Origin of the sequence: Bradyrhizobium sp. CCBAU 53340 (assembly GCF_015291645.1) — a bacterium.
Classification (GTDB): Bacteria; Pseudomonadota; Alphaproteobacteria; order Rhizobiales; family Xanthobacteraceae; genus Bradyrhizobium.
On sequence record NZ_CP030056.1, the window covers coordinates 923,106 to 945,500 of the forward strand.

Sequence of the window (22,395 nt, forward strand, 5' to 3'; positions counted from 1 at the left end):
CAGAGAGCGCTCGCCGCTGGCCTTCGCCAGCAGCGAGTGCCATTTTAGATTTCTTCAGGCCGCAACCTGCCGGTTAGCAAATGAAGCGCCTCGAACAAGTAGTAGCTACCAAAGATCAATTCGGCATTACTGACGTAGTCCTCGGCTCTCGAATCCCCGCGCTTGTTGAAGCATCCTTCCACCAGCATGCCGGCTGGACGGCTATCGTTCTTATGAACCGGAGTGAGATATCGTTCGACCAGCGCCAAAGCGGTGCGTTCTCCGGCGCTACGGTATTGCCGCCGCTTACTGTCAGTCGGCGCAATCGAGCTCAATTTTAGAAGAGCCGATGCCATAAAAGCGGTCGCCGCAGTGTCCCGCTCGACGTTGGGCGCTTTAGGAGCGTCAAAATCCCAGTACGACACGCAATCATCTGGCACATGGGCGAGCCACCAGTCGGCCCCGTTCATGGCGGCTTGACGCCATCGCTCCTCTCCGCCGCCGGAAAAGTAGCTGATCGTCGAGCACACCACGCCCCACGCCTGTGCTCTTGCCCAAACGCTGTTCTCGCTGAAGCCCTTGTGTGTGTAGCGTCGGAGAACCTTGCCGGTCTCGGGATCGAGGGAGGAGGACTGGATGAAGGATCCGTCCTCACGCTGATGGACGGTCAGAACTTTATCCGTATGATTGGCAGCCACTTCGCGCATCGCGCGGTCGTCTAGAGTTCGAGCGGCCCAAAACAGCAGCAATGAGACGACCAAACTGTCGACGCTGCTTGCAGTGGCTCCCACGTCAGCGCCCTCCTCGGCATTCGCGCCAAGGGGCACAAGACCAAGGTGATGGTTGTAGCGTTGCTTCAGATCTCGTGCCGCCGCAAGGCCGAGCGTCCGCGCGCGGTGACTTCCGGTGAGCAGCGAACCCAGTCCGGCCCCGTAATAGAAGGTCGCAGCCTTGAACGCGGTATCGGCCGAGACGCGCGGTTCAAGACGCTCGCAACCTCGTTCTGCAAGATCTCTGAAGCGCTCGCCGCCGTTACTCCGCGAGGCAAGCCAAAGCATCCCCAGCCAATAGCCGCCGGTCCAGTCTCCGTTTGAAGTTGTCGTCCAGGTGCCGCTCTCCGGATCTGCCCAATGTGGATAGGCGTCGCCAACTTGTTGAGCTGTATTCTCGATCCGCCGCATCATACGTGCGATCGCTTCTTCCCAGTCTATGCTCATCAAAGCTCCTCGTGAAAATGCAGGATGGTTCCACCTGAAAGCGGGTTCTCACCATTGCTTCACTTGAGAGCTTCTCATGATTATTGCATTATATCAATCTGAAATTGGGATAGTGTATTTGCTCAACGAGGTAGGTCTTGCTACATTCAATCGGGCTCCCAGCGTGATGCCGCCAGGTCCCGAAAAGCAGCGCATGATGTTCAGCGCGGTATCAAAGTAGTCTGCGTTTGCTTGCAGGGATATTGGCGCACAGTGGAGCGCTGGCGCGCCGGCCCGAAGTTGATCTATCGATCGAGCCTTCTCAACGGTCGTCCTGGCTCGACAAACGCCGCATCCAGCCTCTGACGAGGGATTGCCGCTACGCCCAATGGGCGAGCATTCGGTAGCCCGCGTGGCGCATGTCCTTTTGCCAGGTGACTTGCTTGCCGGGTGACCTGCGCCGCGGCAGTAGTCACTAAAGAAGCTGCTTCAAGTTCAGCGCCGGATTAGCGAGCGCCTCTGCCTCGACCTTCAGTTCCCGCCTAATGATCGTCTCTGCAACTCGGATTTCCTTCGCAACGGCGCCGAGGCTTCCAAACCCACAAGCAGCCACGAGGCGCCCGCCGTCGACAAGGGAGAATAGAAGTTGGCCCCTCGGGCCTAGGCTTCTGACGACCGGGATTTCTCCGCCGCAGCAGAGGCCGACCATTTGCAAAGTCTCATCGTATTGGTCCGACCAGAACCAGGGGAGATCGTCATACGGACGATCCTCGCCCACCATATTCGCCGCCGCAATCACCCCTTGCCGCTGCGCGTTGCGCCAAGCTTCCAGCCTGATCCGCTTTCCGTAAAGGCGATGTGGAAAGGAACAGCAGTCCCCCGCTGCGAATACGCGCGGATCCGATGTGGCCAGCATTTCGTCAAGCGCGATGCCGTTGTCGACAGCGAGCCCCGCCGCTTGCGCCAGTTCGACGTTGGGGGTTGCACCGACCCCCACGATCACGAGATCGGCAAGATGTCTTTGGCCCCCGGCCAGTACCACGCAGGAGCGTCCTTCACAAAGCTCGATACGTTCAACGACTGCCGTTGTCTCGATCCGTACCCCAGAACGCTCGTGCTTGGCCCTGATCAGTTCAGCTATGCCAACTGGCACTGCCCGGGAAAGTATGCGCGATCCTGCTTCGAAGACGATGACCGAAGCGCCTCGCAAGATCGAGCTCGCAGCAACCTCGAGCCCGATAAAGCCGCCGCCGATCACAGCCATCTCGCAGCCTTGGCCGATTAACTCGCGAAGGCGTGTGGCATCCTCATACGACCTAAGCGTTGCGACCCTTGATCCCTCAGCAATTGGCACGTTCAGGTCACGCGGACGAGCGCCAGTGGCCAAGAGGAGGCGATGATAGCCTATCTTGGCCCCATTCGAGAGAATCACCATGCTGGCCGTGCGATCAATCGAGACCACCTCACAGCCGTGGCGATAATCGATCTTCAATTCGGAAAGCCGCTCTGACGTCACAATCGTCTTCGGCCCAGGCCTCGTCTCATCGACCAGAACTGCTTTGGAGAGAGGAGGGCGCTCATACGGGAGACTGCTTTCGTTGCCGATCAACACCACGCTCTCTTCCCAGCCGCGCTCGCGCAGCGCCAGGGCGGCTGCCGTGCCAGCTTCGCCGGCGCCAACAATGGCAATCGTCGAATGAGTACTCAAATGGCCACCCCTCTTGCAGGCAGAGCCTGCTCCTCACTGGCCACGCTATCGAAGAGGTCACGGACTAGGGACCTAAGAAGAAGAGCTTCCTCCCAACGATCCGTCGTGTCCTTGCCTTGCCGATCGGTGATCGCATAGGGCTGCGGGCCAAGTTCGCAGGTAAAACTAAGGCAGGCACCCGTGCCTGCGCGCTTTCGCCAGCTTCGGAACCCGTATTTCCACCACCCCAGGAACAGATCCAGCCATATCCTGTGCTGAGGAAACGTGATCTCAACCTGAATTTGCTCGCGAGATGCAACCCGTCCATGAAACGCCCAAGCGCGATCGAGCACCTGCCGCACCAGCGCTTCATCCTCGTCCGAGATGGGATACCAGAACTCCCGACCCAGCAGGATGTGCGACAAATCGGCAAGGATCCGCATCCCGGGCACCTCGTCCATCAGATCGAGAGTAAAGAGGAGATCCGTGGTCATCCTGTTGCGATGCGTTTCGAAGTAGATCGGCATGCCTGCCTCTTCCGCCACCCTGATCCAGCCATCCAGCAGCGGGATACAATCGCTGACCCTGCGCGGACGGATGTCTGGCTGGACGTTGAGATGCAGAACGTTGATCTGCTTGGCGAGGTCGATGGCAGACTTCAAGTGATCGATCGTCTGCGGGAAGCACATGCCCTCGACTGCAAGCCCGGAACCGTTCAAAGCGCGTGCGATCAGGTTGACGCGTCCTGGATCATTGCAGGACGTAGAGATCCCGTCGAACCCCGCTTGCTGTATCATCGCCAGGTTTTCATCGAGAGAACGTTCGAAACCGTCAGGCTGCCGCCGCTCCATGGCCCAGAGGGACTGCAAGACAAGTAAACGCTGTGAGGTCATCCGCAGCTCTCACCCGCTCAGACCTTGACCATAACAATGCCATTCTCGATTTTTACCTCGTAACTCTGCAAGTCGACGCATGCGGGCAGCGCACGCGACTCGCCCGTTCGATAGTCGAAGGTGCCGAAGTGTTTCGGGCATTCGATAATTCCGCCATCGACAATGCCATCCGCAAGATGGACCTTCTCGTGTGAGCAGTGGCCGTCCATCGCGAAGTAATCGCCCTCGGGCGAGCGAACAATCACAAACGTGCGGCCGCCGTGATCGAGGCGGCGAACCTCTTCAGGCCTCAAAGCGTCCGCAGCGCAGGCCGCCACCCATTCAGCTTGTTTAGTCATATCTAGTCCTCAATCTTCAACTGGCGGCGATCAATCGGCTGTGGCTCAGTCGCGCAGCGTGCGCCAGTACCGTTGCGGCGCAAGGGCTGCCTCAACGTGACAGGCCTTCGGAGCCTCCCCGCTTCGGCGCTAACCGCCGCGCACCCACTTCTTGGCCTTTATGCGCTTATACATTCTCTCGTCGGCCTCTGGAGAGCCGTCGTGAGCCGTGCCGAACCACTCGTCGAGCGGGATGCGGCGTTCACCGTAGTTCACCTCGAAATACTTGTGGTGCAGGTAATGGTAGAAGTTGTCGGTGCTGATCGCCTTCGCATCATCCACGACCACGCGGTCGAAACCGGTATGTGACTTTGCGGGGGACAGTCCCGCGTGCATCAGCTGAAACATTGCGTGCAGCGGATGGGACGGAAGAACGAAATGAATCAATACCCCTGAGAAGTAAGCGATGTGTTCCAGTGTCGACGCCGAGAGGCCGGACCACGGCCCCGGATTGACGTTCTTGTGGTGGACCTTGTGGATGAGATGGTACAGCGGCCCAATATGGATGAGGCGGTGAATGAGGTAAAAGTGCAGTTCGCGCCACGCCGGCATCACCAGCACGAGTGCAGCACAATATAGCGGATGCGCTGCGAAATCGACGTAAGGCAAGCGGTCGTTCGCGTACATCCACCAGGTGAGCGCCTCATATGCACTCCATACAGGCACGGCGCTGCACATGGTCCAGAATATGTTCTCGGCCGTCTGACTTCCGAACATGAAGGTCGGGTTGTGCGCATCCGGCCACTTTGCATTGTATTTAAACGCCGTCTGCTGACGCCGCTCGATATAAAGAATGAAATGGAAGGTGCCGTAGAGGAGGAGAGTCAAAGCGGTGTTACGAAGCAGAATGAGCAGTATCCAGTCGGCGTGGAGTTCTCGCATCGTATCGAGCGATGGAGTGAGATAAGTCCACGATACAAGAGAGATCAGGAAATAGACCGTATTCCAGGGCAGGAGATAGCCCGGTAACCAGCGCAGTATTTTCAGCGGTTGCACCGGCCAGACAAAAATCGGCGCACGTTCGGGCTTCTTCTTTGGTACCCAATTGCCCCGCTTATCGCGCGTGCCGTACAATGCTTCGTCCATATTGCACTCCATTGCCGCTTCAAGGCAGACAGCTCGTGTGTTAGATCCTTCGCCGGCTGATTGAGATCAGCTCTCGTCGCCGTCGCAAGAGCTTTAGATCAATCGCCAAAGCCCGAGTCTTTTAGTCTCGACACGAAGGCCGCATATTCATCGTCGGCGATGTCCGATATTTCCTGCGGGCCTGGAAAGCCATTTGCGGTGACGTCAGCACGGAATGCGCTGAGAGCTTTCACGCGCTCCTGTTTGATGCGCTCCTGCAGGGCCTGAAGATCTCCATAGACCCGAGCGTGCCGGGGCCGCCGGCCTTCGCCACCGCATATGTCCTCGGTGAATAGAAAGATCACGTCAGCATCCGGTCCGGAGCCGAGCGAGACGGTCACCAGTCCGATCCGCCGGCGAATTTCCGACATGACCCGGGCTGGGATGACCTCGCATTCCACCGCAAAAGCGCCGGCTTCTTCTAGACGTCGGAAGCGCTGGAAGAGTGCCAAGGCTTCCTCCGCATATTTGCCGAAGGCGCGAAGCCTTCCGAGCCAGGTCGATTTTCTGGGAACGAGGCCCAAGTGACCGACAACCGGAATATCCTCGGCCGCGAGCATTGAGACGGTCGCCATGCCGCGTGCGGTGATCACCGCATCGGCCCCGTCGCTTAGCGCCTTCAAGGCGGTACGAAGGATGTCGTCCTGTGTTACAGCATCGGCAAAGCCCAACGCGGCGGTGACGAAGAGGTGCTTTGAGCCCCTCCGTACGGCTTCCACGTTGCGGGCGCGGGTCACCAGCATTTCAATGCCGGCCTGCTCCGCGGCCGCTGCCTCCTCGGCGGTCTCGGCAGTGACCTGAGTGTAGCGCTTGCCCGACTTTCGGGAAGCGCGCAGGTCGGCCACCGTCACCGTGCGCTCGGCCTCGCGCGCCGCCCAATCGTAAATCCGCGGCATATCGTTCCAGTTCTCACTGTTCGCGCCCAAGGCGCATTGATTTCTTGTTGCTCTCTCATTCTGCAGCCGAGGCGCGCATTGTGCGATACATCTCGTCTGCTGCGGCGCGCCTCGCCATGCCGGGAATGACCCCTAGCTTTGTGCAGACCAGGGCACCGCAGCACACCCCGAAGCGCGCGGCCTCGATCACATCCCGCCCTTCCGCCAGAGCCACGGCGAAGCCGGAATTGAACGCGTCGCCAGCACCCGTCGTGTCCACTACGTCGACCACTGCAGCCGGAATGGTGGTATCGACCTTGTCGGTGACGATCAGTACACCACGGTCGCCAAGCGTCACGATCACGTTGGCGGCCCCGCGCTTGCGCAACAGATCGACCAGCTCGCGCGAGGGCCGCGGATCATCCGGGCGCAGACCGAGCAGGATGCGAAGTTCGCTTTCATTCGGCGTCAGGAAATCGACCAACGGGAAGATTTCATCCGGCAGCGGTGCGGCCGGCGCCGGATTGAGAATGGTTTTCTTACCGTATTTGCGACCGAGCTCCATCGCCCGCATAGCCACCTCGACCGGCGGCTCCAGGACCGCCATGACGAGGTCGCTCTCGCGAATGCGGCTCTCGGCGCGATCGACAAAAGCCGGATCCATGGCGTTTGTGGCGCCATAATCCATGATAATGAAGTTCTCGCCTCGCTCATTGAGGATGATGAAGCCAACCGCCGTCGGCTTCTCGGTGATCTGCTTGACATGCGCCGTATCGACGCCCTCGGCCTTGTACAGATCAATGCCAATATCTGCGAATTGGTCTTTGCCGATGATCGCAACCAGCGACGAGTCCGCCCCGAGCCGCGCAGTGGCAACAGCCTGATTCGAACCTTTTCCGCCCGGGCCCATATCGAAACTGCTGCCTAACATCGTGACCCCGAAGACCGGGATGTTCGGAGCGCGAATGGTCAGTCCTACGGCGAAGCTGCCGACGACGGTAATTCTCGGTTTACTCATCAATTCCTCCCCTGAAAGTGCCTGAGATCAAGGCGTGGCGTGGAATGCCTCCACCACGTCGCCACAAGGGCCCTGCGCGCGGTGGCGCAGTTTCGTGGGCCGTGAGCATCGGCACCGGTCCTCCCTGAGCTCCCTCAGCGATCTCTATGGATACAAAACGTGCATCCGGGAGCCTGATCACGAGCTCATTTGTTAGTCATTGACATCGAGCCTAGATGCAGAAAGCCCCAGCGGGAATGGACAAAGCACGCTTCAATTTATATAAAACGCGCATGGCCGGCTTGCCGCAGCGCACACTTTTTCCTGAGAGCCATCAGTACGTCCTCCCTGATGCTGCCTGGACCCGATGCGCCTTTACGGTACTTAGGGCGGGCAAGGCCATCACCGCACGTGATCATCACATCGCTCGAGACAATTATCCGGGCCAGGACATTCTATACTGCTCCGCTGGGCGCGGCTTTGTAGTCAGCGAAGGCAGGACATCGACTGTTGAGCGCGGTCAGTTGATCTGGATTGCCAACGAAACGTCGCATGCGCACTGGCCGGATGAAAATGATCCCTGGACTGTTCTGTGGGTGCGGATCGACGGGCCCGACTGTGCGGCCATTCGGCGAAAGGTGTTCGGCACCGGAGCAACGCTAGCAACGATATCAGTGCCGAACGAGATCGAACGGTGGTTCGCAAGACTATTTGATGTCTTGCGCGCCAGGGATGATAACGTCGATTTGGCACTTAACTGCCTCGTGGCGGAACTGCTTCACCTCATCGCAGCACCTTCCTCGAAGCACGGTGAATCCCGTCTCCCGGCCCCATTGCGAGCCATCATTTTAAAGATGCGGCAGTCCCCGGAGCGATCCTGGCACGCCGATGAACTCGCCTCGGTCACTGGCCTCAGCGCCGCACAGACGCGGCGGCTATTTCAAGGGCATCTGCAGATCAGCCCAAGGCGCTTGTTGATTCGAGAGCGGATCATGATGGCGCAAAAGCTGCTCTTGGAAAGTGACGCTGGGCTCGGCGCAATCGCCGAACGCTGCGGTTTTTGTGACGTCTATCACTTCAGCCGTGAATTTAAGCGCAGCACTGGCACCAGTCCCAGCACCTGGCGGCGAGCTGAGGGAAGATAAGCCGGTGTATCAGGGCTGCGTCGTATACGCGGCGATCAAGGGCTCGAAGCAGCGACTTCACGTCGCTGCCCCTGATCCTCTGCGAACACTTCTGAACTCGGTCCGTACTTGTTGAGTTCGCGCCAATTCTTTTGCGGCCCCATCACCAATTTGGTGTGGACCCGGACGGGGTGGCGAAGGTACTGCTGGCTCGCAATGAGAACATAATGACCGACAAGCTGCATAGAGGAGGCGAGCTTGCAAAAAACGTTGCGCTCCGCTGACAAGCAGCGACCTCAACAAGATCGTGGATGAGCGCGCAGTCGGAAGCATGAACGAACGGATCAAAAATGCAGTGCATATGCAAGAGGTTTCCTTATATCAGATGGTAAGGCCAACCCACTCTTATCGCTTCCGGTCGCCATTTCTCCGCTGAAGAGGCGTTCATCGTGAACAACGACAAAGTTGTGCTGGATGTGCGTGCCTTCTTGGAAGCTTGGGCGCGAGCGTTCAACTCTGGCAAGCCGGAGTATCTTGTTGCGTTATACGCAGATGATGCCTTGCTTCACGGTACGTCTAGTTCCACGCTCTACATCGGTGTCGCAGAAATACGCACCTACTTCCATGGCACCGCAAGGGTAAAATTTGACGTATGTCATTGCGTCAGCTTGGCGGCTGACATTGTTATGGCCGTCGGAAATTATGTCTTTTCTGAAACGCGGCATGATCTGCAAGTGGCGACACCCGCCCGATTTACGTTTGTGCTGCGCCGTCATGATGCCTCCTGGAAGATTTTACACCATCATTCATCTACCACCCCCCTTTAGGTGGATTAAGGTGGTGGCGAATGCGCGTACGATCGTGAGCTTGGCGCGCGGCAGTTCGCGCCAGTTAGGGGAAGCGCGTGATCGCCGAAATTGGCTGGTTGTTACTTTGAAATGCTTAGGCCTCTGATGTAATCCGCTGCATTGTCAGATCCGTGCCATATTTCAACTCTAAGGTGACGAGACCGGTTCACTTGTCGCCTTACCAGCCCGTCAAAAAGACCTAAGGGCTCAAAGACAAGCCGGCGAGGCAGGACAGATCGGCGAAACGCCTGCACTGGCAGACGCATTCAGCGTCGTTTTACCCAATATTACCCAACTTGCGTTGCGCACCTTCTGGGGCCGAGCGCCCTGCTGCGCTTTACCTACGGCTAATCTGATAAGCGGCCACGACAGAAGAACGCCGCGTGTCCCAATGACGGGATCAACCTTTCAGGAGAGCCGCGTGTCAGTTTCCCTTCCGACTCCCACCCAGCTTCTCGAAGTTGCCAAGCAGTGTGGTCTTTCGTTGACCGACGAAGATGTCGCCTCGTTCCGCGGTTTGATGCGGGGCTCGCTGGACGCATACAATCTCGTTGCCGCGATGCCCGACGAGTTGCCCGTGGTCAAATATCCGCGGACGCCCGGCTATCGGCCATCGCCAGACGAAAACACTCGCAATGCTTGGTACCGCAAAACCAACATCAAAGGCGCCGGCAGCGGAAAACTGAAAGGCAAGACCGTTGCCTTGAAGGACAACATTATGTTGGCCGGAGTGCCTATGATGAATGGCTCGGCCACCCTCGAAGGCTACGTACCCGATTTTGACGCCACCATCGTTACACGCATGCTTGATGCTGGCGCCGAAATTGTGGGCAAGGTTCACTGCGAAGCCTTCTGTCTCTCTGGCGGCAGCCACACCAACGCGACTGGCCCGGTCCACAATCCACACAAGATGGGCTATTCGGCCGGCGGTTCTTCCTCCGGAAGCGGGGTTGTGGTCGCACTACGCGAGGTCGACATTGCGATCGGCGGCGATCAGGGCGGTTCGATCCGAATGCCATCCTCATTCTGCGGCACGTACGGTATGAAGCCGACTTGGGGTCTCGTTCCCTATACAGGAATAATGCCGATTGAGATCTTTATCGACCACACCGGGCCGATTACGGCAACGGTGGCCGACAACGCCCTGCTACTCGAGGTGATCGCCGGCGACGACGGCTACGATTCGCGCATCAAGGCTCCGAAGGTGGATGAATACACCAAGGCCTTGGGTGCGGGCATCAAAGGGATGAAGATTGGTATCCTCAAGGAGGGCTTCGAGCAGCCGTCCGCAGAAGCTGCCGTGAACGAAAGCGTGCGTGAGGCCGCAAAGCGCTTCAAAGATCTCGGCGCGACCGTAGAGATCGTCTCGATTCCGATGCACCTTCTAGGCGCGGCGATCTGGACCCCCATCGGAACTGAGGGGGCTGTCCAGACCATGATGTTCGGTGACGGCTATGGTCTCAGCCGAGGCGATCTTTATCCAACCTCCCTGATGGATTTCCATCGCGGGTGGCGGCAGAAGGCGGACTCATTGTCCGAGACTAACAAGCTGTTTATGTTGTGGGGGACCTATATCAACAACACCTTCGGGTCCAGGTTTTACGGCAAGGCGCTCAACATCTCCCGCCGCCTCGCTACGGCATATGACAAAGCTCTCGAGAGCTATGATCTCCTCCTCATGCCGACGACGCCGATGAAGGCAACCCCGCTGCCGCCATCCAATGCCAGTCGCGAGGACTACTTCACGCGCGCGATTGAGATGTTCACCAACACCGCGCCATTCGACATTACGCATCATCCAGCTATGTCGCTGCCCTGCGGAATGGTCGACGGCCTGCCAGTGGGCCTAATGCTGGTCGGTCGCCACTTCGAGGAATCCACCATCTACCGCGCCGCCCATGCCTTCGAACAGATAGGCGACTGGAAGAAGATGTGAGGCCGAGACGATAGTGCGACTGGATCGCGGCATATGACTAGTGCATTCATGGCGGCATTCGAGATCCTGAGCTTCGGTGCGATTATCGTGTTGATCGTGCTTGGGCTAGGAATCATCGCGAGCATGATGGGCATCTTCAACTTTGCCCAGGGTGAGTTCGTCCTGCTCGGCGCTTATATTACTTATCTCGCCTATAGTCATGGTCTCCCGGTTTGGCTCGGTATGGCGGCGGCACCGATCTTAGTCGGATTGCTGGGTTTCGTACTCGAAGCGCTCATCATCCGCCGCTTCTATGCCGCACCGATCGTTGCAATGCTCGGCACCTATGCGCTCGGTCTTATCATCCGGGAGTCTGTGCGGGGCCTAATTGGCGGGTTTTATCTGACGGTTCCGGAGCCTATCGGTGGATCCATAGATATCGCCACGATACACATCTCAGCTTGGCGCTTTACGATTCTCGTGATCACGGCTTTGGTGATGGGGGGCTGCTTTCTGCTCCTGTCCCGCACAAGCTTCGGCTTGCGCGTTCGGGCGACCCTGGAAAATCCGGCGCTAGCGCGCGCCTCCGGGGTTTCGACGAATTTCATCTATGGCACCACCTTTGCCTTCGGCGCAGCTTTGGCCGGGCTCGCCGGGGCGCTTATCGTGCCGGTGTTCGATCTGTTTGCAGATCTCGGAATTCGCTTTCTGATCCAGGGATTTGTCGCCGTCATGCTTGGCGGTGTCGGCTCCTTTATGGGCCCAGTGGCAGGAGCCGGTATCATCGGCGCTCTCAGCGCGGCGCTGCCCTGGGTTATCCCTCCGGTCCTCGCCGATGTGCTCGTCTTCTTGCTTGCCATTGTTTTCATCAAGTGTCGGCCGCAAGGCCTCATCGCGCAAGGGGGAGTGTAGTCATATGGCTGTTGATCGACTCAATTTCACACGCCGTCGTTTCCTTTCGAACTTTGCCTTCACGGCCGGTGCAATCGCCACAGGAGCGAGTAGCTGGGTGATCCGTCCCGACTGGGCCAATGCGGCCGAAGGTCCCATCAAGGTCGGCATCGCGATCGATCTGACCGGCCCGATCGGCTTTGCCGGAAAGGCGGATGCCAACGTCGCCAAAATGGTCATCAAGGAGATCAACAATTCAGGTGGTCTTTTGGGCCGGCCGATCGAGCTGTACATCGAAGACACCGCCTCCAATGAATCGGTCGCTGTAGGCAACGTGCGCAAGCTGATCCAGCGGGACAAGGTGGACATGGTCCTAGGCGGCCTCGCGAGCTCAATGCGCAATGCGATCAAGGATGTGATCGTTTCTCGGGGCAAGACGCTCTATATCTATCCGCAATTTTATGAAGGGGGGGAATGCACGCCATACCTGTTCTGCAGCGGCGCCACACCGGCGCAGCAATGCGACACATTTATCCCGTGGCTGATCAAGAACGGCGGCAAGAGATTTGCCCTTCCAGGTTCCAACTACATTTGGCCGCGTAACCTGAATGCATATGCTCGCAAGTTAATCGAAGCCAATGGCGGCGAGGTCGTGTTCGAGGAGTATTATCCTTTAGACCAAGTGGATTTCTCCGCCACTGTCCACGCGATCATGTCCAACAAGGCCGACACCGTCTTTAACACCGTTATTCCACCCGGCGTCGGTCCTTTGTTCAAACAGCTCTATGAAGCGGGCTATCTGAAGAACGGCGGACGGCTTGCTGCCGTCAACGAGGACGAGAATTATCTCAGCCTCCATCCGGTCAATGAGATGGAAGGGCTTGCGAGTTGTCTCGATTATTACAAAGCCGTCGCCAAAGATGACCCGGTCTCCGCCAGAATTCAGGCTGCCTATGATAAGGACTATCCAGGCGATTCTCTATTTGCCGCGAGCAGTGCCGCTCCCAGTACATATCGCGGGCTGAAACTTTGGGAAGCTGCCGTCAAAGAGGCCGGAAAGGTCGATCGCGAGTCGGTTGCTGCGACGCTCGATCACGCAAAGATCGCGGAGGGTCCGGGCGGCCCCGCCGAGATGGTGCCGGGCAAGCGGCACTGTAAGATGAACATGTACACGGCCGTGTGCAAGAGCGGGGTTTTTCAAGTCGTGCAACGCAGCAATGGGCTTGTCGATCCCGGGCAATGTTGACGAATCACTGTGAAAGCGACAAGCGCGGTAGAGAGGCCATCGGTGCCCACGCTAGAAGTGAATTGTGCGACGGCTGACATGGCTGAAATCGCCTTTGCAGGACAGGTCAGTCGTGCACGACGTGTCCTGCTCATCATCGAAGGACTAGTGCTGATTGGAGCACTAGTCCTTCCGGTGATGCTTCACGACTATCTTACGGTGTTTGCCACTCGCGTTGTGATCCTGGCGCTCTTCGCTCTCTCGTTCGATCTGGTCTGGGGCTATGCCGGAATCATGAGCTTTGGGCAGGCCCTCTTCTTCGGCTCCGCAGGCTACGGCGTTGCGCTGCTTGCGCGCGACCTCGATATCACCTCAATCCTTTTGGTACTGCCGGCGGGCACGCTGATTGGCCTCGTATTCGCGCTGCTACTTGGTGGGTTCCTCCTACTCGGACGGCATCCGGCCAGCATGATCTTCGTTTCGCTCGGTACGCTCACCGGTGCCTATGCGGCGGATCGCCTCGCGCGTGGCTGGTACTATCTCGGCGGCCAGAACGGCATTCCCTCGATTCCGCCGATGACGCTCGGCTCCTACGAATTATCGGAAGGGTCGAACTTTTACTATCTGGCACTAGGGCTTCTTGTCATCGTCTACGTTGCATGCCGTTTCCTGGTGCGCTCGCAGTTCGGTCTTGCACTCGCAGGCCTCCGCGAGAACGAGCAACGCATTGCCTTTTTCGGCTACCGGACACAGCATCTAAAAGCCATAGTGTTCGCGATCGGTGGCGCCATCGCAGGCCTGAGCGGCAGCCTCTATGCCTTCCACGAGGGTTTTGTGTGGCCCAATATGATTGGCGTTGTCGTCTCCACGCAAGTCGTGCTCTACGTTCTGTTCGGCGGTTCCGGCACGCTGATCGGTGCGGTGATCGGTACGGCGATTGTCGAAGGTCTCTCCTTCTGGCTGTCGGACAATTACCGCGATATCTGGCCGATCATCCTGGGCGTGCTCCTGCTCCTGGTAATCCTTTTTCGGCCGCTTGGGCTTATCAGCCTGGTGTTGACGGAGCGCGAGCGGGTAGGCAGTTTCGCCGCCAAAGCGCAAGACAAGAAGAGGGCGCAGCATCATGCCGCTTCTTGAAGCTGCAGGCATTCGAAAGATCTTCGGCAAGCTCACGGCAGTCGACGGTGCGGCGCTCACCGTCCGCGAGAACGAGTTCCACGGGTTGATCGGGCCGAACGGCTCGGGGAAAAGCACGCTGATGAAGTGCATCGCGGGGGCGGAGGTACCGACGCAAGGCAAAGTCCGATTCATCAACACTGATATTACCACATTCACCCCCACCGAGCGCGCGCGCGCTGGCATGAGCCTGAAGTTCCAAATCACATCGGTTCTGCCATCCCTCACCCTCTACGACAACATCCTCCTTGCCCTGCAGGGGCACTGCTCTCTTTTTGATCTTGTGTTCTCGCGCAGCCGCAGACAGCTGCACGACCAGGTCATGATGATGCTCACCCAGTTTCGTCTTGCCGATCGTGCGTTCGATGCAGCAGCAGCGCTATCCCATGGCCAGCAGCAATGGCTGGAGATTGCGATGGCGCTCGCGGGAAAACCCCGGCTCCTGCTGCTGGACGAGCCTACCGGAGGCATGAGCCTGGAGGAGCGTCGCGTCACTGGCGAACTGTTGCGACCAATAAAGGAGCACTGCTCCCTCGTTATCGTCGAGCACGATCTCGATTTCATCCGCGACATTTGCGACCGCCTCACCGTCCTCGACCAGGGCCGTGTGCTGGCGACAGGAAGCGTCGCTGAGATCCAGGCTGACAAAAGTGTCCAGGAGATCTATTTGCGCCGTGCTTGAACAACGCTTTCTCGACATAAGACATCTCGACGCCGGTTATGGTCGCAGCCAGGTGCTGTTTGACCTGAGCCTCGACATTCCGTGGCGTGGTGGTACCGCCGTGCTTGGGCGCAACGGTGCAGGCAAGACCACGCTTATGAAAGCTATCGTTGGCGAGCTACCAAGCTGGAGAGGCGAGGTAGTCTTCGATGGCCACGATTTCAATCGGCTCCAGACCGAGCAACGCGTGCGCGCCGGCATCGGCTATGTGCCGCAAGAGCACTCAGTGTTCTCACGCCTTTCAGTGCGGGATAATCTTGCAATGGGCTCCCTCTTCAACACCGACGCTTCGGCGATCGATCGGGTCCTGGCGATCTTTCCCAAGCTCGGCCACCGCCTGGACCAGGCGGCTGGTACGCTTTCTGGTGGCGAGCGTAAGATGTTAGCGATCGGGCGCGCCCTCCTGGGGAACCCAAAGCTGCTGCTGCTGGATGAGCCGACCGAGGGCGTCTGGATCGGCGTCATCGAAGAGATTACCGAACGTCTCATTGAACTCGCCAAGGAAATCGCGGTCATCATCGTCGAACAGCACCTCGATCTCGCGTTGCGCGTGGCGAGCAAGGCCTATGTCCTTGATCGCGGCCGTATCGCACTACAAGGCGCTGCAGCCGATATCCGCACGAATCCGGAACTTCTGCGCTACCTCGCGCCTTAAGTGGCGCGTTCCAGATTGCTTTGACGGCCGACGCTAATCGTAGACCGGTTCGGCTGACTTCTCCCTAGATTTGAGCGGCTGTTTGGAAAACTCCAGCAGCGGAGTTTGCTGACTTGACCTCAGCAACTTGACGCGCCCGCTACGGGCTCACAGGCGCGCTGGGCCCCATTCTGCGTTCGAAGCGAGCCGACATTCTCGTCCACTTGAAAGTACGCCTCCGACGAGGACCGTCTTGCGTGACGGGTGGTAATTCGCGAAGCGTGTGACCTTAAGTCTAGCTTTAAGGTCATCAGGCGATGCGGGTCGAAGTTTTGGGCGGGCTTGAGCGGCGGCGGCGTTGGTCGCAGGACGACAAGGCACGGATTGTCGAGGAGACGCTAGTACCGGGCGCGAAGGTAACTGAAGTCGCGCGGCGCAACGGAGTAGCGGCCAGCCTGGTGTTTACCTGGCGTCGACAAGCACGGACATCGGAACAAGTTGCACCATCTTTTACGCCGGTGCAGATCGCCGCCGTAGCGGCCTCGGCTGAAGAAACTGCGAAGCTTTTGCCTACGGTTGATGGCCGAGTTCGCTCGGCGGCAGCCGCACGTACTGGATTGATAGAGATCGATCTCGGCAACCGACGGTGCATCCGGGTGGATGCGCACGTCGATCCGGAGGCGCTGGCGCGGGTCCTCGATGTGCTTGGACGCCGATGATTGCTGTACCAGGGAATGTGCGAGTGTGGCTGGCGACAGGCTACACGGATATGCGCAGAGGCTTCCTGTCGCTGGCCCTCCAAGTTCAGGAGGTGCTGCGCAAAGAACCGCTCAGCGGTCATTTGTTCGTCTTCCGCGGTCGCCGCAGCGATCTTGTGAAGGTGATCTGGCACGGTGTGCTGCAGAGCATGAAGGAGGTGAATAACCGAATTTGATGCGTACAGCTTTATGAGAGATGGAGGACGGCCCTCCTGCATCGGCGTTCCAGGCGCAGGTGCAAAACCACGACACTGTGGCTTCGTTTAAAAGGCGCGGTCATCAGCAAGTGTTGCAAAAGTCCCGGGTTTACGGGGCAGGTAAGTATCCAGAAGGCGAGCGAAAGCAAATCTTCCGATGACGCGTCGAAAATTACTAAGGCGTCGCCAAAATCAGGGGCGCGTGCCATCCCTGAGATCAATCCGTGAGACGCCTGGATTACTGCGCGGATGGCGACCGGCGTTTAGGGGACGCGATCTGGATACAGGCTCTTGTAGAGAACTGCAGGAACCAGTCGTTGTGATGCCAAGGGAGAAGTTCAAGCGGCACACACCGCGAGACGAGAGTACCGAAGCACAACACTGGGGCGGATCGGCTCGTAGTAGTGATGAAGGTGCTGTAATGGAACTGGAGCGAAGGGGCCGAAACAAGTGGGTTGCGCCCATATGCAACTGTGATGAGCAGGAGGACATGTGAGTGTAACCGGACGTAAGCAGTACGATATCGACAAGCAGACAGTGATGAAGGCCTACAAACTGGTCAAAGCCAATGCGGGCGCGGCCGGCGTGGATAAGGTATCGCTCGAAGCTTTTGAGAAGGACTTCAAGGGCAACCTTTACAAGGTCTGGAATCGAATGTCTTCTGGCAGCTACTTTCCACCTGCCGTTCGGGCTGTCCCCATTCCCAAGAAGAACGGCGGACAACGCATTCTAGGCGTGCCGACAGTAGCAGATCGCGTGGCGCAGACGGTCGTCAAGCTTCAGATTGAACAAGTACTCGAGAAAATCTTCCTTCCCGATTCCTACGGCTACCGGCCCGGAAAAGCCGCGCTGGACGCCGTCGGCATCACCCGGCAACGGTGCTGGAAGATGGACTGGGTGCTGGAGTTCGACATCAAAGGCCTGTTCGACAATATCAGCCACCAGTTGCTTATGAAAGCCGTCAGGAAGCATGTGCAAGACGAATGGGCTCTGCTCTACATCGAACGCTGGCTAACAGCGCCGATGCAAGGCAAAGACGGAGCGATCACCGCTCGCGACCGGGGTACACCCCAAGGCGGCGTGATCAGTCCCGTCCTTGCCAATTTGTTCTTGCATTATGCGTTCGATATATGGATGGCGCGAAACTTCCCGCAGTCACCGTGGTGTCGATACGCGGACGACGGGCTCGTACATTGCCGAACCAAGGCTGAAGCGGAAGCCATCAAGGCGGCGCTGCAGGCGAGGTTCAGGGAATGCGAACTCGAAATGCATCCCGACAAGACCAAGATCGTCTACTGCAAAGATAGCAATCGCCCGGGTAGCCATGCCAGTCAGTCATTTGACTTTCTGGGATTTACCTTTCGACCGCGCAGGGCAAGAAACCATCAGAAGAAAGAAAACTTCTGTACGTTCTCGCCAGCGGTCAGCAGGGCGGCAATGAAGTCTATGCGGATGACGATCCGGCAGCTCCGGCTCAGGCTTCGCTCGCAGACGGAAATCGACGCAATCGCCTTGGAACTGAACCCCGTCCTTCGTGGATGGATGCAGTACTACGGCAGATATGGGCGGTCAGAAATGCATAACCTGTATCGATACGTCGACGAATCTCTAAACCGCTGGGCGCGACGCAAATACAAAGGGCTGAAGAATGGAAAAGTCAGGGCCTCCACCAGGCTCAGGCTGATCCGCTGCCGTAGGCCGAAGCTGTTCGCTCATTGGACGATGTTAGGTTCTGCTTCGTTACTTGTTGAGAGCCGTATGACGTGAGAGCGTCACGTACGGTTCGGAGAGCGGCTCCGGGTGCAACTCCCGGGGCCGACTCACCATGGCCAGGGAGCATGCCTGTTCACTAAGAGACTTGAGAGAGGAAGGTTCGTCTGGCCATCGGTTGCGGGCGAAGCGGTGACGATCTCATCGGCTCAGATGAGCTACCTGTTGTCCGGAATCGATTGGCGCAACCCTCAAGAAACTCATCGTCCGACGCGTGTCGGATAGCCGTTTTTGGTTTGAATCTGCGGCTTGATCTGATTCAATGGCTTCATGACATCGAAGCCGGACGATCTTCCGTCGGATCTCGCGAGCGCCTACCTTGCGCTGCTGGCCGAGCGCGAGGCGTTGCAGGCTGAACGCGATGTGGCAGTCGCGGATGCCGCCAACGCGCGGGCGGAGCTGTCGGACAGCGAGGTGCTGATCGCTCATCTTGAGCTACGGATCGAGAAGCTCAAACGCGAACTGCACGGGCTGCGCTCCGAGCGCACGGCGCGGCTACTCGAGCAGTTGGAATTGGAGCTCGAAGAACTCGCCACCACGGCGACCGAGAATGAGCTGGCTGCGCAGGCTGCCGCCGCAAAAACCCAGAGCGTAAGCGCCTTCACGCGTAAGCGGCCGGTGCGCAAGCCGTGGCCGGACGACATCGAACGTGAGCGCGTCGTTATCGAGGCTCCAACGACCTGCGCCTGCTGCGGTGGATCGCGCCTTGCGAAGCTAGGCGAGGATGTGACCAAGACGCTGGAGGAGATTCCGCGTCGCTTTAAGGTCATCGAGACGGTACGCGAGAAGTTCACCTGCCGTGATTGCGAGAAGATAAGCCAGCCGCCGGCACCGTTCCATGCCACGCCGCGCGGCTTCATCGGTCCGCAATTGCTGGCGACAATGCTGTTCGACAAGTTCGGCATGCATATCCCGCTCAATCGCCAGAGCGTGCGCTTCAAGGCTGAGCGGATCGACCTGCCGCTGTCGACGCTGGCCGACCAGGTCGGCCACGGAACCTTCGCCGTCATGCCGTTGTTCCAGCTGATTGAGCGCCATGTCCTCGCCGCCGAGCGGCTGCACGGCGATGACAGTGTTCTGCAGAAGCACACAGAAAGGATGATCAAAATGATCTGAAAATCTGTGCGCGCAAGCTGTGGCAGCGATGAGGGTAGGCCCCTCGGGATCGACTTTCAGGAGTAGGTCTCAAATCACTTCAAGCGGCTTCGCTTAAGAGGCGCGGTCGTGAGCGTTGAAGCTAACGGTCGGGGGAGACCCGAACGGATACGCGTCCGAGAGACGAATGAAAATGAACCCGCCGATGAACCGTCGTAACGTGGAAATCGTCGTCAAAACCAGAGGTGTGTCGTCCCTCTGGGATGAGCCCGCCGGGAGCCTGATGACCGGGCGGGCGGCGACCGGCGTTGAGGGGGCGTGAATCGGATGCAGGCGCTGCCGCGGAACTGCAGGAACCAGTCGCTCCGATGGAAAGGGAGAAGCACAAGCGGAGAAGACCGCGAGGCGAGATTACCGACGCGGAGCACTGGGACGGACCGATCCGTATTAGCGACGAAGGCTCGTAATGGGGCCGGAGCGAAGGGATCGGATCAGGTGGGCTGGCCATCGTCGCAACTGGCAACAGGAGGACGTCGATGAACCAGCCGAGCAAGCCGTTCAACATCGACAAGAGAGAGGTGTACGAAGCATATCTGCAGGTGCGATCCAATGGTGGCGCAGCCGGTGTCGACGGAGTGACGATTGAGCAGTTCGAGTCCGACTTGAAGGGAAATCTCTACAAGATTTGGAATCGAATGAGTTCAGGCGCTTACTTCCCGCCGCCTGTTCGGGCTGTCTCCATTCCAAAGAAGAGTGGAGGCCAGAGGATCCTCGGGGTGCCCACCGTGGCGGACCGCGTGGCACAGACAGTTGTTAAACAACTGATTGAGCCGGCTCTTGACGCAATCTTTCTGGCGGATTCCTATGGCTACAGACCCGGAAAATCGGCTCTCGATGCCGTAGGCGTCACGCGACAGCGGTGCTGGAAGTATGATTGGTTTCTAGAGTTCGACATCAAAGGATTGTTCGACAATATCGACCACGAGTTGTTGCTACGGGCCGTCCGGAAACATGTGACGTGCGCATGGGCGCTGCTCTACATCGAACGATGGCTGACAGCGCCGATGGTGCAAGAGGATGGAACGATAATCGAGCGAAGCCGCGGCACCCCACAAGGGGGCGTGGTGAGCCCGATCCTCGCCAACCTCTTCATGCACTATGCATTTGATCTCTGGATGGCGCGGACGTTCCCCGATCTCAGGTGGTGTCGGTATGCGGATGACGGGTTGGTACATTATCGGAATGAGATGGAGGCGCAAAGCGTTCGCGAAGCGCTCCAGGCTCGGCTGGCGGAGTGCCATCTGGAATTGCATCCTACGAAGACGAGGATCGTCTACTGCAAGGATGATCGACGCCGAGGTAAAAGCGAGACGGTCATGTTTGACTTTCTCGGTTATTGCTTCCGGCCACGATCGGTCCTGGGGCCGCATTCGCAGAAGATGTTCTGTGGGTTCACCCCGGCGGTCAGCAAACCAGCGCTGAACGCCATGCGGGCGAAGGTCCGAGGCTTGAAACTTCGCAGGCGAGCCGAGGTGACGCTGGACGATATTGCTCGCGAGCTAAACCCGATGGTTAGGGGGTGGATCGCTTATTATGGGCAATACACCCGCTCAGCGCTTTATCCGCTGGCGCGCTACATCAACCAGACGTTAGGTATTTGGTTGAAGCGAAAGTACAAGCGCTTCCATCACCGTTTAGGACGCGCGCGTCTCTTCCTGGAGAAGATCGCGCGTGAGAACCGCAGGCTCTTTGTGCATTGGCAACTCGGCGATGGCGGCAAGATTGCCTGATGGGAGCCGGGTGAGGCGAGAGTCTCACGCCCGGTTCTGCGAGAGGCTGGAGGTGAAATCCCTCCGGCCTACTCACCCCACCATCCGGATCCTGGCGAAGGGCAAATGCACGACCGGCCGGATCTGGACGTATGTGCGGGATGACCGGCCGTTCGCCGGGCCTGCGCCGCCGGCGGCGGTCTATTATGCCTCGGGCAACCGACGGGGCGAACATCCTCAGAGGCATCTGGCCGCCTTCGCCGGCATTCTGCAGGCGGATTGCTATGGCGGCTTCGAGCCGTTGTTCGATCCAAAAAGGAAAGCAATGCCGATCACGCCGGCATTTTGCCTGGCCCATGCGCGGCGGGGATTCTTCGAGCTGGCTGACATCGAGAAAGCCGCCCGGGAAGGCAAGGGCAAACCGGTCTCCCCGATCGCGCTGGAGGCGGTCAGGCGTCTTGACGCCCTGTTCGAGATCGAGCGCGCCATCAACGGCCGTGGTGCCGACGAGCGGCGTGCTGTGCGCCAGGAGCGGAGCAAGCCGCTGCTCGACGACATGCACGCCTGGCTGCTCCGCGAGCGAGAAAGCCTCTCCCGCTCCGCCGAGGTCCTGAAGCCCATGAACTACATGCTCAAGCGCTGGGACGACTTCGTCCGCTTCCTCGACGATGGCAGGATCTGCTTGACCAACAATTGCGCTGAGCGTGCATTGAGAGGCATTGCCTTGGGAAGGCGCAACTGGACCTTCGCTGGCAGCCAACGTGGCGCCGACCGTGCCGCTATCATGCTGACGATGATCACGACCTGTCGCCTCAACGACGTCGATCCCAAGGCTTGGCTCGCCGACGTCCTCGCCCGGATCGCCGATCTTCCCACCTCGCGTCTGCGCGAACTGCTGCCCTGGGAATGGAAGCTCCTGCACCAAGCCGGCAAGTCCGCCGATCAGCAAGCCGCCTGACCTTCACGCAACGCCATCGTAGAACTCGCCGTGCTCGCGCGCATGCGTCAATCAGGCGGCCTTCGTCGTATGCGTACACTTGAAAAGCCCGCGCGCACGTAGCTCGAACTTCGGGAGGAGGCTACCCAATCTTACCCACTTAGACGCTTTGCGGTCTTATACGCCGATCCCGCTCGGTCTAGACC

The 22,395-nt window shown here is 58.6% G+C and carries 20 protein-coding genes and 3 pseudogenes; 16 read left to right on the forward strand and 7 right to left on the reverse strand.

The features are described 5' to 3' along the window. Positions 1 to 44 precede the first annotated feature (44 nt). From XH89_RS40845 to XH89_RS40875, 7 genes are all read right to left on the reverse strand, one after another. Complete coding sequence (locus tag XH89_RS40845; RefSeq protein WP_128929754.1) at positions 45 to 1,196, reverse strand: glycoside hydrolase family 88 protein; 1,152 nt, start codon at positions 1,194 to 1,196, stop codon at positions 45 to 47. Positions 1,197 to 1,650: 454 nt separating this feature from the next. Beyond that, positions 1,651 to 2,883 (reverse strand): NAD(P)/FAD-dependent oxidoreductase, encoded by a 1,233-nt coding sequence (locus XH89_RS40850; protein ID WP_128929753.1) that lies wholly within the window; start codon positions 2,881 to 2,883, stop codon positions 1,651 to 1,653. Beyond that, positions 2,880 to 3,755 (reverse strand): sugar phosphate isomerase/epimerase, encoded by an 876-nt coding sequence (locus XH89_RS40855; protein WP_128955097.1) that lies wholly within the window; start codon positions 3,753 to 3,755, stop codon positions 2,880 to 2,882. The genes XH89_RS40850 and XH89_RS40855 overlap by 4 nt, the downstream gene beginning before the upstream one ends. Positions 3,756 to 3,772: 17 nt before the next feature. Next, a complete protein-coding gene (locus XH89_RS40860) occupies positions 3,773 to 4,093 on the reverse strand; it encodes a Rieske 2Fe-2S domain-containing protein (protein WP_128929751.1) in 321 nt (106 codons plus the stop codon). Between the two features lie 129 nt (positions 4,094 to 4,222). Next, positions 4,223 to 5,218: a sterol desaturase family protein gene (locus XH89_RS40865; RefSeq protein WP_128929750.1), complete on the reverse strand. Its 996-nt coding sequence runs from the start codon at positions 5,216 to 5,218 to the stop codon at positions 4,223 to 4,225. Between the two features lie 98 nt (positions 5,219 to 5,316). After that, a complete protein-coding gene (locus XH89_RS40870) occupies positions 5,317 to 6,183 on the reverse strand; it encodes a 3-methyl-2-oxobutanoate hydroxymethyltransferase (RefSeq protein ID WP_232995600.1) in 867 nt (288 codons plus the stop codon). A gap of 25 nt (positions 6,184 to 6,208) precedes the next feature. After that, positions 6,209 to 7,150, reverse strand: a complete 942-nt coding sequence (locus tag XH89_RS40875; protein WP_128929749.1) for a ribokinase — start codon at positions 7,148 to 7,150, stop codon at positions 6,209 to 6,211. A gap of 215 nt (positions 7,151 to 7,365) precedes the next feature. Here XH89_RS40875 and XH89_RS40880 point away from each other — a divergent pair, with 215 nt between their 5' ends. From XH89_RS40880 to XH89_RS40950, 16 genes and pseudogenes are all read left to right on the forward strand, one after another. Further along, a complete protein-coding gene (locus XH89_RS40880; RefSeq protein WP_232995599.1) occupies positions 7,366 to 8,274 on the forward strand; it encodes an AraC family transcriptional regulator in 909 nt (302 codons plus the stop codon). Positions 8,275 to 8,702: 428 nt separating this feature from the next. Beyond that, a complete protein-coding gene (locus XH89_RS40885) occupies positions 8,703 to 9,080 on the forward strand; it encodes a nuclear transport factor 2 family protein (protein WP_128929748.1) in 378 nt (125 codons plus the stop codon). A gap of 442 nt (positions 9,081 to 9,522) precedes the next feature. Beyond that, positions 9,523 to 11,037 (forward strand): amidase, encoded by a 1,515-nt coding sequence (locus XH89_RS40890; protein ID WP_128929747.1) that lies wholly within the window; start codon positions 9,523 to 9,525, stop codon positions 11,035 to 11,037. A 33-nt stretch (positions 11,038 to 11,070) separates the two neighbouring features. Beyond that, positions 11,071 to 11,928, forward strand: a complete 858-nt coding sequence (locus XH89_RS40895) for a branched-chain amino acid ABC transporter permease (RefSeq protein WP_128929746.1) — start codon at positions 11,071 to 11,073, stop codon at positions 11,926 to 11,928. 4 nt (positions 11,929 to 11,932) lie between these two features. After that, positions 11,933 to 13,153, forward strand: coding sequence for a substrate-binding protein (locus XH89_RS40900; RefSeq protein WP_128929745.1), 1,221 nt, complete (start codon positions 11,933 to 11,935; stop codon positions 13,151 to 13,153). Positions 13,154 to 13,231: 78 nt separating this feature from the next. After that, positions 13,232 to 14,269, forward strand: a complete 1,038-nt coding sequence (locus XH89_RS40905; RefSeq protein WP_128929744.1) for a branched-chain amino acid ABC transporter permease — start codon at positions 13,232 to 13,234, stop codon at positions 14,267 to 14,269. Continuing rightward, on the forward strand, positions 14,256 to 14,990 hold the full coding sequence (locus tag XH89_RS40910) for an ABC transporter ATP-binding protein (protein WP_128929743.1): 735 nt from the start codon (positions 14,256 to 14,258) through the stop codon (positions 14,988 to 14,990). Before XH89_RS40905 ends, XH89_RS40910 begins: the two co-directional genes overlap by 14 nt. After that, positions 14,983 to 15,684 (forward strand): ABC transporter ATP-binding protein, encoded by a 702-nt coding sequence (locus XH89_RS40915; protein ID WP_128929742.1) that lies wholly within the window; start codon positions 14,983 to 14,985, stop codon positions 15,682 to 15,684. Before XH89_RS40910 ends, XH89_RS40915 begins: the two co-directional genes overlap by 8 nt. Before the next feature lie 296 nt (positions 15,685 to 15,980). Further along, positions 15,981 to 16,382, forward strand: coding sequence for a transposase (locus tag XH89_RS40920; protein WP_128929741.1), 402 nt, complete (start codon positions 15,981 to 15,983; stop codon positions 16,380 to 16,382). Further along, positions 16,379 to 16,552 (forward strand): annotated as a pseudogene (gene tnpB, locus XH89_RS40925) (IS66 family insertion sequence element accessory protein TnpB); the annotation flags it as partial. The gene XH89_RS40920 and the pseudogene tnpB (XH89_RS40925), both read left to right, overlap by 4 nt. Before the next feature lie 606 nt (positions 16,553 to 17,158). Next, a complete protein-coding gene (gene ltrA / locus XH89_RS40930) occupies positions 17,159 to 18,385 on the forward strand; it encodes a group II intron reverse transcriptase/maturase (RefSeq protein WP_128929739.1) in 1,227 nt (408 codons plus the stop codon). Positions 18,386 to 18,418: 33 nt separating this feature from the next. After that, positions 18,419 to 18,613 carry an IS66 family insertion sequence element accessory protein TnpB gene (gene tnpB / locus XH89_RS40935; RefSeq protein ID WP_128929738.1) on the forward strand — a complete coding sequence of 65 codons (195 nt, stop codon included), beginning with the start codon at positions 18,419 to 18,421 and terminating at the stop codon, positions 18,611 to 18,613. Positions 18,614 to 18,658: 45 nt separating this feature from the next. Continuing rightward, positions 18,659 to 19,468: pseudogene (locus XH89_RS40940) on the forward strand (IS66 family transposase zinc-finger binding domain-containing protein); the annotation flags it as partial. A 202-nt stretch (positions 19,469 to 19,670) separates the two neighbouring features. Next, entirely contained in the window at positions 19,671 to 19,805 is a 135-nt protein-coding gene (locus tag XH89_RS41975) for a hypothetical protein (RefSeq protein ID WP_256436599.1), read from the forward strand. Between the two features lie 214 nt (positions 19,806 to 20,019). Then, entirely contained in the window at positions 20,020 to 21,273 is a 1,254-nt protein-coding gene (ltrA, locus tag XH89_RS40945; protein ID WP_128955096.1) for a group II intron reverse transcriptase/maturase, read from the forward strand. A gap of 79 nt (positions 21,274 to 21,352) precedes the next feature. Then, positions 21,353 to 22,210, forward strand: a pseudogene (locus XH89_RS40950) (IS66 family transposase); the annotation flags it as partial. Positions 22,211 to 22,395 lie beyond the last annotated feature (185 nt).

Bases quoted from the DNA above. Each gene is read 5' to 3' on its own strand.
- XH89_RS41975 (WP_256436599.1), top strand. From the start codon at position 19,671: ATGAAAATGAACCCGCCGATGAACCGTCGTAACGTGGAAATCGTCGTC.
- XH89_RS40855 (WP_128955097.1), bottom strand. From the start codon at position 3,755: ATGACCTCACAGCGTTTACTTGTCTTGCAGTCCCTCTGGGCCATGGAG.
- ltrA (WP_128929739.1), top strand. From the start codon at position 17,159: ATGAAGGCCTACAAACTGGTCAAAGCCAATGCGGGCGCGGCCGGCGTG.
- XH89_RS40860 (WP_128929751.1), bottom strand. From the start codon at position 4,093: ATGACTAAACAAGCTGAATGGGTGGCGGCCTGCGCTGCGGACGCTTTG.
- XH89_RS40895 (WP_128929746.1), top strand. From the start codon at position 11,071: ATGACTAGTGCATTCATGGCGGCATTCGAGATCCTGAGCTTCGGTGCG.
- XH89_RS40865 (WP_128929750.1), bottom strand. From the start codon at position 5,218: ATGGACGAAGCATTGTACGGCACGCGCGATAAGCGGGGCAATTGGGTA.
- XH89_RS40845 (WP_128929754.1), bottom strand. From the start codon at position 1,196: ATGAGCATAGACTGGGAAGAAGCGATCGCACGTATGATGCGGCGGATC.
- XH89_RS40880 (WP_232995599.1), top strand. From the start codon at position 7,366: ATGCAGAAAGCCCCAGCGGGAATGGACAAAGCACGCTTCAATTTATAT.
- XH89_RS40875 (WP_128929749.1), bottom strand. From the start codon at position 7,150: ATGAGTAAACCGAGAATTACCGTCGTCGGCAGCTTCGCCGTAGGACTG.
- XH89_RS40900 (WP_128929745.1), top strand. From the start codon at position 11,933: ATGGCTGTTGATCGACTCAATTTCACACGCCGTCGTTTCCTTTCGAAC.
- ltrA (WP_128955096.1), top strand. From the start codon at position 20,020: ATGAACCAGCCGAGCAAGCCGTTCAACATCGACAAGAGAGAGGTGTAC.
- XH89_RS40910 (WP_128929743.1), top strand. From the start codon at position 14,256: ATGCCGCTTCTTGAAGCTGCAGGCATTCGAAAGATCTTCGGCAAGCTC.
- XH89_RS40920 (WP_128929741.1), top strand. From the start codon at position 15,981: ATGCGGGTCGAAGTTTTGGGCGGGCTTGAGCGGCGGCGGCGTTGGTCG.
- XH89_RS40905 (WP_128929744.1), top strand. From the start codon at position 13,232: ATGGCTGAAATCGCCTTTGCAGGACAGGTCAGTCGTGCACGACGTGTC.